This window comes from Allochromatium palmeri, assembly GCF_009720725.1.
In the GTDB taxonomy this organism is placed as follows: Bacteria; Pseudomonadota; Gammaproteobacteria; order Chromatiales; family Chromatiaceae; genus Thermochromatium; species Thermochromatium palmeri.
In genome coordinates this window covers 1-10,660 of sequence record NZ_WNKT01000069.1, presented here as the reverse complement: position 1 = coordinate 10,660, position 10,660 = coordinate 1, and the positions used below count along the sequence as shown (strand labels likewise).

Genomic DNA, 10,660 nt, shown 5'->3' with positions numbered 1-10,660 from the left:
GTGAAATTATTGATGGTTATGGATCTGAATATAAAATTGCGTTTTCATCTGTTTAATTTTTTTAATGAAAGTACTTATTGGCGTCATGGATGGTGACATGCCTCGTAGCTTACATGCAGGCACACGCTCTGATTGGTCTGAACCTTAGGCCATTCGATTGCGGCTTGAATATGTATGCCTTTTCGATGAGCGCATGCTTGATTTTTCTATCGTTGCAAATCAAGTTGCCCAGCCTGATGGAGAAAGTTGTTATTCTCGTTTCAAAGGGCACGTATGGAATATTTCTGATCCACGTTCTCGTATTGTTCGAGCTTGGCGCGCGAATCAATTTCCAGCCATACAAAGAAAATATCATCATATATTCCATCATAATAAGCGGGGTCGTTTTCGTCGTGTCTTTTCTGTTATCCTCAGTGATCGATTTTCTGATCTGCAATCGCTTAATACGTTTACTCTCAGGCAAGAGGCGACGCGAGGAAGTCACGGTCGACTGACAAGCATGGTAGAAGATATGGCAGAAGACATTGTCGCGATAGCCCCAATACAGATGGAACAGGAACTGATCGGCATACCAGCCATAGAGCGTGTCCGGCTCGGCGAGGGCCAGGCGGGCCAGCGTGGGGAAGTAGTAAGCCAGACCCTCTGGCGTGATGAAGCACAGCGGATCCCAGCCGGGGTTGCCGACATCGGCCAGTGACAGGGTCTGCCGATCACGGGCCCGCAACAGGCCGTCATGCTCCGCGCATTCCTCGCAATGCAGATAGTTGGTAAAGTGCTCAGGCCGTGGCACCGTACCAAAGGCGGCGTCGATACGTAACAGCAGGGTGAGTTTCTGGGCCTGCATGGCCAACACCATCGCGGTCATGATTGAGGCCACGAGCCTACCAAGACTGGAAGCGGCCCACGAGTCCCCCAGATTGGATCCAGGTTCAAACGACACCGAGGACACATCGATGCACATCGCGCTGTTTGGCGCCACCGGCGGCACCGGCCGTCAGGTACTGGCGCAAGCCCTGGAGCAAGGCCACCGGATCACGGCCCTGGTCCGCGATCCGTCCAAACTCACCCCGCACCCCGATCTGACGCTCGTCACAGGCGATGTGCTCGACCCGGCGGCAGTCGCACGCTGTCTCGCCGGAACGGACGCCGTGGTCTGCGTGCTCGGCTCGCATGGGTCCAAGACCCCGATCGAGGCCCGGGGGACCGAACGGATTCTCACGGCGATGCAGGAGTTGGGCGTGCGCCGCCTGGTGGTCGTGACCTCGCTCGGGGTCGGCGAGAGTCGCGCCCAGTTGGCCTGGCCCTGGCGGCTGATCATGGACCTGACGCTCAAGGCGATCCTGGAGGCCAAGGCCGAGCAGGAACGGCTGGTGAAGGCCAGCGGTCTGGACTGGATCATCGTGCGCCCCGGTGGTCTGACCGATGGCCCACGCACCGGCGCCTATCGGTTCGGGACCGATCCGACGCTCAAGGCCGGGCGTGTCAGTCGCGCCGATGTGGCTGACTTCGTGTTGCGGCAGCTCAGTGAGGACAGCTTTCTGCATCAAGCCCCGGCTGTGACCTGACGGCGCCGTGGCGGTCTGTCACCAATGCCCCGTGCCCGATTCGCCCTTGAACGGCCCCACGACCTCTGAGGTGATCCAGCCACCATAGTAGCCGCCGGCTTGCGCGCGGACCGTCTCGCCGGCGCGGGCGCGTTCGAGAGCCTCCTGATCGATAGACATGACGGATCTCCTGACGGATAACGAGCGGGATCGGGTTCAGGCTATCATCCATGATCTCTGTCCCCGACCACCCTGGAACGCTCATGGAATTCTGCATCGCTCGGCGCATGTTCATCCTCTGGATGTTGGCTCTGCTGCTGGTGTCGCGTTCGGCTGTCGCTGAAGACCCGGACATCGCGCGCCTCTTCGTCGAACGCGGCCTCACCGGTACGCTGGTTCTGTCATCGTTGCAGACCGACAAACAGGCGCTGTCATGGCGTCAGCGCCTGACGCGCGAGGCACTGCAAGCCAAGGAGATTATTCAATGATCGATACATCGCTGTCACAGGGGCGCGGTTGGCTTCTGGCGCTGGTCCTCACCGTCGCCGCATCGCCAGCGGCTGCCCAACTGGCCCAGCAAGCCTTCCAGGTCGTCATCACCCGCGCCGGGCACGACTGTCAGGGCATCGAGCGCACACGCGCACTTGGCGCAGGCTCGAACACGGATGCCCTGGTGGCTGTGGCCTGCACCAGGGGCGGGCGTCATGTGGTCGCCATCCACACCGACAACAGCGTCTCCTACATGAGCGCATGCGAGGCCTTCGCCACGGGTACGGGACTAGTCTGCTTCGACGGACAGTCGTCGCGGTGATCGAGCGGCCCGCGATCAGGCACACTCACGATGCCTCTTCAGGTTGCTGAGAGGCCCTGGCCATGTCGCCGATCACACCCACGAACGCCACCGCCACGGAAACCAAAGCCATTGAACAGGCGTTCCAGCGCTATCTTGACGTGTATTTCACGCAACGGGATCTGGCTGCAACCCTAGCCCTGCTCAGCCCGGCGATCACGGGGTTCGGAACCGGTCGCGACGAAACGGCCATGACCTTCGCCATGGTGTCACAACTCTATCGGCGCGACATTGAACAGGCCCCGAATCCCATTGCCTACCACCTGCGGCATCCGCCGCACATTCAGTTCCTATTCCCGAATAGGGGTCTGGTCAACGCCGAACTCGATTTGCATACGATGGTGCTCGATCAGGCCGTCAGCTTCTACCACCTGCGCTTGAGCCTGGTCTTCATCCGACAGGACAGTGACTGGCTGATCGAGCACATGCACCTTTCACTGCCGACTCAGGTGCATGGCGAGGATGAAGCCTATCCACTCAAGGAACTCGAAGCCCGTAACCAGGTGCTCGAACGCCTCGTCAACAAAAAGACCCAGGAGCTTCAGCAAGCCCTCTCCGAAATCGCCCGCATCGCCACGACCGACCCGCTCACGGGGCTGTCCAATCGGCTCAGGATCGATGAATATCTGGACGCCGCCATCCAGCGGGCTCAGGACGCCGCCTATTCGCTCTCGCTGATCCTGCTGGATCTCGATCACTTCAAGCACATCAACGACACCTATGGTCATCTCCAGGGCGATCGTGTCCTGATCGAATTATCCGCTCTCCTGTCGGCGACGATCCGCCCCACGGATCTGCTGGGCCGTTGGGGCGGCGAGGAGTTTATCGTCATCTGCCCCGGTATGACACTGGACGCGGCCGTCGAACGCGCTGAGCAGCTGTGCGCGGCGGTGCGTGCGCAGGCCTTGGCAGGTCTGGAACAGCCGCAAACAGCCAGCCTGGGAGTAGCGAGCTATCGCGTCGGTGAGTCGCTTGACGATCTGATCGCGCGGGTCGATGCCGCCTTGTATCGCGCGAAACTCGACGGGCGCAACCGTGTCGTCCAGGCGCTTTAGAGCCAGCGGTTTCGGGCTATCATCAACGATTTCCGCCCTCGACCACCCTGGAACGCCCATGGAATTCTTCGCCACAGCGGCCGCTGACTGGACCGCCGCGTCACTTCATCAGCACCTGACCGGACCGCGTCTGAGCGAGCTTTGCGCCTCCATCGATCGCGTGCTGCACTGGGATGACACCGGCGATCAGGGCGAGATCTATTGTCTTTGGGGACAGTTCCAGGTGCGTCGCGAGTGCATCCGGGACGGGGTGCGCTTCACGTTGCCGACCTGCCCCAATGCCTTGGCCTGGACACTGACGGCTCAGGAGGAGTCGGCCGCGTCGGGGGCGGGTGTCCTGATCCACGCCACCATCAATCGCACCGAGCATGACCCCGACTTCATCGAATCCATCGAGGCCTTCGTCGAGGACTGGCGGACGGGATTGGCACGTCCGGTGACCGCTTGAGTCGCCGATGGAGCTACACGCCGCCGAAGCCCTGGCCCAACGCGAACTGCGTCGTTTCCCCGAACTGGCTGACTGGTCCTTCGGCTGGAACCGTCGCCGCCGGGCGCATGGGCTGTGCCGTTACGATCGGTGCCGCATCGAGCTCTCAGCCCTGCTGACAGCGCGCGAGCCGGATCAGGCGCTCATCCTCAACACCATTCGCTATGAGATCGCCCATGCGCTCGCCGGTCCCCGCGCAGGGCATGGACCGCAATGGCGGGCTTGGGCCGAGCAGATCGGCTGCACGCATATTGCCGGCTCGCGCGCCGCCTCACCCGAGGCCGAACCCCTGCCGGCGCGCTATGTGCTGGTAGCCCTCGTCGATGGGCAGGAGCAGGTGATCCGGCACTATCACCGCCGTCCGTCGCGCGCCTTTCTCGACTCGCTGCCGCAGCGCCATGTACGCGGACGGCCCGAGACACGCGGGACGTTGCGCCTGGAGCGGGTGCAGGCTGATCGCCACCGGCCCTGATGTGGCTATCCGCTGGTTCATGCTGATTGGCACGATCAGGCAGAGGGGGATCGCGACCATCCTGTTCTCGACTACGGGCTACCGCCAAGGTCAGCTTCGCCGCACGCCTTGAGGGGACTGCTGGACGGGTGTTCAGTCACCCTGGTCGGTGTCGGTGATCCGGGTTTTCTGCTTTTTCTCGTCTGGTCGAGAGGTGCCGGGCTTGTATAGCGAGGGGCGCAGCTTTTTTTATATATTTCAACTTTTAAGAGTTTTAGAGCGACTAAATCACTTAAAAATCAAATGTATACAAGCATATTTAGGGAGGAATCCTGGAGCTGAAGCGGAGGAATCCTGGATTTTGTGGGGAGGAATCCTGGAACTGAAGCGGAGGAATCCTGGACTTTGTGGGAGGAATCCTGGAACAAAAGCGGAGCAATCCTGGGTATAATGTGAATTCCTCCAAAGAGATTCCACAAATGTCTAGCCGCCAACTCACAGTGACGAAGGCGAACTCCCTTGTGGAGGCTACTTATCACCTCACTTTGGCCGAGCAGCGCCTGCTTCTCCTGGTCATCTCCAGGCTGGATAGTCGCGTTGAACTGGATTCCAGGATTCCTCACACAATCACCGCCGCCGAGGTGATGACGGTCTTTCAGGTCGGTGAGTCACGCGCTTACCAGATCCTGGAAGAGGCCGCCGAGCGGCTCTACGCTCGATCAGTGACGATCCATGAGCCCGACCCCCGCCAACCCAACCCAAGTCAGATCGACTGGTTACGCGCTGGGTCGCTGCCGTCAACTACAAACCGGGCACAGGCGCAATCGAACTGTTCTTCGCGCAACCCATCATGCCCTTCATCAGCCAACTGAAGGCCCGCTTCTGTCGGTACCATCTGGCCAATATCGCGCCGATGTCTTCGGTCTATGCCGTGCGGCTTTATGAGCTTTTGATCCAGTGGCGCGATGCCGGTACCCGTCGCGTCGAGCTGGATTGGCTGCGCGAGCGGTTTCTTCTGGGTCAGAAATACGCCAGCATTCGCGATTTCAAGCGGTACGTTCTCCAGATTGCCGTCGACCAGATCAACACCCACAGCGACCTCTGGGTAAAGTGGGAGCAGCACAAACGCGGTCGCGTGGTCCATGCCCTGACCTTCACCTTCGGCCCCAAGGCCGAGAAGAAGCCCGAGAACCAATCGGCCTCCCCGGCCAAGCCTAAGCCGGCTAAGCCCAAGCTCACGCGCGCCTACATTGAACAGCACGCCTATCCAGGAGAGAGCTGGGAAGAGGCCACCGAACGCTTGCGCGGCAAGTTAGAGCAGGAGTGGCGGGCCTCGATCGCCTCATGAATCTGTTCTGGAGACATGCGCTATGGCTACGCCCAGCGATCCCCATGACCCGGTACTAACCGTGCGTAATCTCTTCGCCGATCTTCCGACACTCACCAGCGGTGAGTGCTTCGAGGAACTGGCCGTCTGTCGGGGCGTGCGCATCGAGCGCATTCTGAGTAGCGACCAGCCCGAGTCCGTGCTCTACGATCAGGCGCAGGACGAGTGGGTCTGCCTACTTCAGGGTGAGGCGCGGCTGTGGATCGCGGGGGATGACGTCGAACTGCGGGCGGGCGATCACGTCCTGATCCCGGCTCACACGCCGCATCGGGTGCTGAACACCTCACGCGAGCCGCCCTGTCTGTGGCTGGCCGTGCACATCCATCCGCATGAGCAATGACCGGGGCACCTATCTGGTGCGGCTGATCCCCGAGCACTCAGGGCCGGTGCGCATCGGGCGGCTCGGCACCCTCACACTTGCCGGTGGGGAACTGCTCTATGTCGGCAGTGCCCTGGGTCCGGGCGGACTGGCGGCGCGCTGTCGTCATCACGGGCGAGTGTCCGCACGTCCGCATTGGCATCTGGATTATCTGCGTCCGCACTGTCGGGTGGGGGGCTGTTGGGTCGCACGCGGACTGGAGCGGCGCGAGCATGTCTGGGCGCGCGCACTCGGCACCATGCCGGGCACCTCCTGGCCACTGGCCCGCTTCGGGGCGAGCGACTGCGACTGTCCGGCGCATCTGATCCGGCTGGAGCAGACACCGGAGACGGCGGCGCTCAGTGGGCTGTTGGGCGTGCCGCTGGTGTGGCGGGCGGCGCGGGATCAGTTCGAGGAGTTTGATGCATGACGGAGACATCGATGGAGAGTGCGCTGTGGTCGGCTGAGGCGATCAAGGTTGAGGCCGAGCCTTTGCCCGGCGTCAAAGACGAGGGATCGCCCACGGATGAGCGCGCATCATCCGCGCCTGTCGTGGCCGGCGAGTCTGTGCCGGCAGACGAGATCGTCGAGCGACCCGAGGAGCGTTCCCCGGTCGCCAAGCGCATTATCCCGCTCCAACCTCCCCGTTCCGTCGCCCTCTACATCGACGGCGACAACCAGTCCCCGGCCATTGCGCGCGATCTGCTGGCGAGCGTTCGGCAGGATTTGGGGCTGGAGGTCTCGCGCGTGGTGCTGGCTGGCAATGATCACGGTCACACCGTGCCGCGCTGGCAGGCGGCGCTGGCCAAGGAGGCGCTGTCCGAAGATCGGATCGTGGCGCTGTGCGTGCCCAAAAAACCGGAGGCGGCGGATCTGGCCTTGATCCTGGAGCTGGGAGCGGCCATGGAGCGGCATCGTCAGGGACCGGATCTGGTGGTGATCGTCTCGCGCGATGAGTGGCTGATCGGAGCGGCTGAGGCGGTGCGGGCGCGCGGCTGTCGGGTGTGGGTTGCCTATGCAGAGAACGACGCGGTGCCGGCTCAGACTCCGTTGCCGACGCTGTTGCTGCCGGCGATCAATCGCGCTCAGGCCCAGGTCAGAGCGGCGACCGCCGGCGTCAAGACGCCAACCGAACGCACACTGCCGACAGTGTCCACGTCCACAGTCCCATCCACGCCGGCGGCTCCAACGGCCAAGCCCACGGCGGCAGCTCCCGCCGTTCAGCCGACTCCATCGCACACGAAGCTGCTTGCTCAGGTGCGTGCGCAGTGCCAGGTACAACCGGGCGGCGGGTATCTGGCGACTGAGGTCGGACAGGTGCTCTACACCCTTGGACTGACCGACAAGGCGGCACGAACCCGATTCCTGAAGGCGATCGACGGCTTGCAAGAGGCGGGGGCAGGTGGCGCCAAGCGCCTGATATTCTGAGTCTATTCTGTAATAAGTCACAGTGACTTAAGTTAATCTGACTTGACTTGACTTAAGTTGAAATGACTTAACTTAAGTCACTTTAAGTCAAAGTGACTTACTTTGACTTACGGACTCAGGTTGTCAGGCAAATTTCCATCGATTAGTGTTCGATTCTGAAGCACACCGGAAAGCGGGAAGAAGCTGGCTGGAGATGCGGAAGGCATCGACTCAGTGCGTGGCGGTCGTCCGGGCTAAGGCGATGTCACCAGTCGTCCCTGCTCATAGTCCGCGATGGCCTGCCGGATCTCGGCGCGTGTGTTCATAACGAAAGGGCCGTACTGGACGATGGGTTCGTTCAGCGGACGTCCGGCCAGGATCAAGACCTGAGCGTTCTGGTCGTCGGTCTGGAGTTCTATCGTCTCACCGCTGGCCAGCACCGCCATTTGGCGTGGTTCGATCCAGTGTCCGGCGACCTGGATCCGTCCCGAGACCCCATAAACCAGCGCGCGCTGGCCTGATGGAATGGGCACCTCCAGCCGGGTCCGGGCCGGCAGGCGCGCATCCAGATAGGTCGGCTCGGTGACGATCCCGCGCACGGCGCCCTGGACCACGGACTCACCCTGACTGAAACACCCGGCGATCACCCGCACCGCGACGCCATCGGCGCGCGTAACCACCGGGATCGCCTCAGCCGGAAAGTGGCGGTAAGCCGGGTCGGTCAGCTTGTCGCGCGCCGGTAGGTTGATCCAGAGCTGAAAGCCGCGCATCCGGCCCGAGGTCTGACGCGGCATCTCGGAATGGATCACGCCCCGTCCGGCCGTCATCCATTGCACCCCGCCGGCGGCCAGAATCCCCGTATGCTCCAGATGATCCTCATGCACCATCTCCCCTTCGAGCATGTAGGTGACGGTCTCGAAGCCGCGATGCGGATGGGGCGGGAAGCCGGCGATGTAGTCGTCCGGTTCGTCCGAGCCGAACTCGTCGAACAGCAGGAAGGGATCGAAACCGCGCATCCCGTCCGGCCCGACGAGGCGATGGAGTCGGACGCCGCCGCCATCGGCGGCCGGCTGTGCCGTCAGGATTCGTTCAATCGACATCGGGGTCATGAGACACCTCCCCTGGCCAGTGGCAGACGTTCGAGGTCGGCCTCGGCCGCCGCCAGACTCACGCGGCGCGGTTCCTCGCCCAGATTGAGCGCCTCGGCATAGACGAATTCGACGTCGGTGATCCCGAGGAACCCGAGCATGGTGCGCAGATAGCTGCTCTGGGTGTCGGTCGGCTGACCGCGATGCTTTCCGCCCCGACTGGCGAGGATGACGGCGCGCTTGCCGGTCAGCAGCCCTTGCGGACCCTGCTCGGTGTAGCGGAAGGTGACACCCGCGCGTGCGACATGATCGAACCACGCCTTGAGCGGACTCGGGATGCCGAAGTTGTACATGGGCACGCCAAGCACCAGTCCATCAGCGGCCTGGAGTTCCCGGATCAGGGTATCGGCGGACTCGGCGATGGCCTGTTGCTCGGGCGTGCGCTGCTCGGCCGGAGTCTGGATCGCCGTCAGACGTACCGCGTCGAGATGCGGGATCGGCTCGCGACCCAGGTCGCGATGTGTGACCTGGAGGCCGGGTTGCTCAGCACGCCAGCGGGCGATGAGACGCGCGGCCAGGGTCGAAGAGACGCCTTCACCGGAAAAGAGACTGCTGTCGATGTGTAGGATCTGGGGCATGAATGTGTCCTCGCGTGATGTGATGTCTTGGAGTAGCGATCAGGTTAGATCAAAATCGACGATGGATTCATGCTGACTTCAACCCTTATTCATCGTCTTATTCGATCAAATCATGTCCAACACACCACCCCGGACCACGCTGGAGCAATGGGCGCTCCTGGAGGCACTCGACGAACGCGGGAGCTTCGAGGCGGCCGCCGAGTCGCTGAACCGCACGCAGTCTTCGGTCAGCTACGGACTGAAGCGACTCCAGGAACAGCTCCCCGTGACGGTATTGGAGTCGCAAGGACGTCGCACGGTCCTGACCGAACCGGGTCGGCTCCTGCTGCAACGCGCGCGCGTGCTGCTGCACGAATTCAGACGGCTGGAGCATCTGGCGGCGACGCTGGGGCAGGGCTGGGAGACGACGGTTCGGCTGGCGGTGGAGATTGTGATGCCGCTCGAACCGCTGTTGGAGGCACTGGCGCGGTTCACCGAGCAGGCTCCGCAGACGCAGGTGCAGCTCGTCGAGACCGTGCTGTCGGGAACCAGCGAGGCGCTGGTGCGGCATCAGGTGGATCTGGCCATCACGGGGCTGATTCCGCCGGGGTTCATCGGCGATCCGCTGCTACGGGTCGATTTCGTGGCTGTCGCCCGACACGACCATCCCTTGCATCGTCTGGAGCGCATGCTCACGCTCGACGATCTACGCGCACATCGTCAGGTCGTGATCCGCGACACCGGGAATTGGCGTCCGGTCGACAGCGGTTGGCTGGAGGCCGAGGAACGCTGGACGGTGTCGCATCTGCGCACGGCCATCGCCCTCATAGAGCGCGGTTTGGCCTTTGCCTGGATTCCGGAGTCATCGATTCGCGCCGAACTGGCGCGTGGCGAACTGCGTCCGCTGCCGCTGGAATCCGGCGGCCACCGGCCCGAGACGCTCTATCTGGTTCTCGCTGATCCGACGAGGGCCGGTCCGGCCACGCAGGCGCTCGGGGCCTGTCTGCATGAGCGCGCGCAGGCGTTTCAGTCGGTGGGTCGGAATGCCTGAGCCATTTCCAGGGCAAGATCAATCGCACACGAAAATTCTCGCTCAGGTGCGCGCACAGTGCAGGTGCAGCCAGTCGGCGGGTATCTGGCTAACGAGGTCGGACAGGTGCTCCACACGCTGGGACTGACCGACAAGGCGGCACGGACCCGGTTCCTGAAGGCGATCCCTGGCTTGCGGGAAGCGGGAGTGGGCAGCACTAAGCGCCTGATATTCTAAGGCTATCCGGCGATGAGTTACAGTAACTTAACTGATGTTACGCAGGAGGCCGAGGATCTGCTAGGTTGCGCGGATGAACCAAGACTTTCTCGAAATCTACACCGATTACCTGATCAGCACCTTTGGGTCGGCCACGGCCACAGGGTTAG

General features: G+C 62.3%; 16 protein-coding genes. 12 read left to right on the top strand and 4 right to left on the bottom strand.

Going from position 1 to position 10,660, the window contains the following annotated elements; translation table 11 throughout:
* Positions 1-109: 109 nt before the first annotated feature.
* Positions 110-865, bottom strand: a complete 756-nt coding sequence (locus GJ668_RS18655) for a hypothetical protein (protein WP_186343210.1) — start codon at positions 863-865, stop codon at positions 110-112.
* Positions 866-953: 88 nt separating this feature from the next.
* Here GJ668_RS18655 and GJ668_RS18650 point away from each other — a divergent pair, with 88 nt between their 5' ends.
* Positions 954-1,565 carry an NAD(P)-dependent oxidoreductase gene (locus GJ668_RS18650; protein ID WP_155451613.1) on the top strand — a complete coding sequence of 204 codons (612 nt, stop codon included), beginning with the start codon at positions 954-956 and terminating at the stop codon, positions 1,563-1,565.
* Positions 1,566-1,583: 18 nt separating this feature from the next.
* Here the strand turns inward: GJ668_RS18650 and GJ668_RS18645 are convergent, their stop codons facing one another.
* Positions 1,584-1,724 (bottom strand): hypothetical protein, encoded by a 141-nt coding sequence (locus GJ668_RS18645; protein ID WP_155451612.1) that lies wholly within the window; start codon positions 1,722-1,724, stop codon positions 1,584-1,586.
* Between the two features lie 50 nt (positions 1,725-1,774).
* Here GJ668_RS18645 and GJ668_RS18640 point away from each other — a divergent pair, with 50 nt between their 5' ends.
* From GJ668_RS18640 to GJ668_RS18600, 10 genes are all read left to right on the top strand, one after another.
* Positions 1,775-2,032: a hypothetical protein gene (locus GJ668_RS18640; RefSeq protein WP_155451611.1), complete on the top strand. Its 258-nt coding sequence runs from the start codon at positions 1,775-1,777 to the stop codon at positions 2,030-2,032.
* Positions 2,029-2,355: a hypothetical protein gene (locus tag GJ668_RS18635; protein WP_155451610.1), complete on the top strand. Its 327-nt coding sequence runs from the start codon at positions 2,029-2,031 to the stop codon at positions 2,353-2,355. The genes GJ668_RS18640 and GJ668_RS18635 overlap by 4 nt, the downstream gene beginning before the upstream one ends.
* A gap of 62 nt (positions 2,356-2,417) precedes the next feature.
* Positions 2,418-3,449: a GGDEF domain-containing protein gene (locus GJ668_RS18630; protein ID WP_155451609.1), complete on the top strand. Its 1,032-nt coding sequence runs from the start codon at positions 2,418-2,420 to the stop codon at positions 3,447-3,449.
* Between the two features lie 58 nt (positions 3,450-3,507).
* Positions 3,508-3,897: a hypothetical protein gene (locus tag GJ668_RS18625; protein ID WP_155451608.1), complete on the top strand. Its 390-nt coding sequence runs from the start codon at positions 3,508-3,510 to the stop codon at positions 3,895-3,897.
* Positions 3,898-3,904: 7 nt separating this feature from the next.
* On the top strand, positions 3,905-4,408 hold the full coding sequence (locus GJ668_RS18620; protein WP_155451607.1) for a SprT-like domain-containing protein: 504 nt from the start codon (positions 3,905-3,907) through the stop codon (positions 4,406-4,408).
* Between the two features lie 458 nt (positions 4,409-4,866).
* On the top strand, positions 4,867-5,259 hold the full coding sequence (locus GJ668_RS20390) for a replication initiation protein (protein ID WP_222930820.1): 393 nt from the start codon (positions 4,867-4,869) through the stop codon (positions 5,257-5,259).
* Entirely contained in the window at positions 5,160-5,735 is a 576-nt protein-coding gene (locus GJ668_RS18615) for a replication initiation protein (RefSeq protein ID WP_222930821.1), read from the top strand. The genes GJ668_RS20390 and GJ668_RS18615 overlap by 100 nt, the downstream gene beginning before the upstream one ends.
* A gap of 22 nt (positions 5,736-5,757) precedes the next feature.
* Entirely contained in the window at positions 5,758-6,114 is a 357-nt protein-coding gene (locus GJ668_RS18610; RefSeq protein WP_155451606.1) for a cupin domain-containing protein, read from the top strand.
* Positions 6,104-6,562: a GIY-YIG nuclease family protein gene (locus GJ668_RS18605; protein WP_155451605.1), complete on the top strand. Its 459-nt coding sequence runs from the start codon at positions 6,104-6,106 to the stop codon at positions 6,560-6,562. The genes GJ668_RS18610 and GJ668_RS18605 overlap by 11 nt, the downstream gene beginning before the upstream one ends.
* Positions 6,559-7,560: an NYN domain-containing protein gene (locus GJ668_RS18600; RefSeq protein ID WP_246195001.1), complete on the top strand. Its 1,002-nt coding sequence runs from the start codon at positions 6,559-6,561 to the stop codon at positions 7,558-7,560. The genes GJ668_RS18605 and GJ668_RS18600 overlap by 4 nt, the downstream gene beginning before the upstream one ends.
* Positions 7,561-7,793: 233 nt before the next feature.
* On the opposite strand, the gene GJ668_RS18595 is transcribed toward GJ668_RS18600, so the two are convergent.
* Positions 7,794-8,639, bottom strand: coding sequence for a pirin family protein (locus tag GJ668_RS18595; protein WP_343032246.1), 846 nt, complete (start codon positions 8,637-8,639; stop codon positions 7,794-7,796).
* 5 nt (positions 8,640-8,644) lie between these two features.
* Entirely contained in the window at positions 8,645-9,265 is a 621-nt protein-coding gene (locus tag GJ668_RS18590) for an FMN-dependent NADH-azoreductase (protein ID WP_155451603.1), read from the bottom strand.
* Positions 9,266-9,377: 112 nt separating this feature from the next.
* Here GJ668_RS18590 and GJ668_RS18585 point away from each other — a divergent pair, with 112 nt between their 5' ends.
* Entirely contained in the window at positions 9,378-10,295 is a 918-nt protein-coding gene (locus tag GJ668_RS18585) for a LysR family transcriptional regulator (RefSeq protein ID WP_155451602.1), read from the top strand.
* Positions 10,296-10,660: the final 365 nt, after the last annotated feature.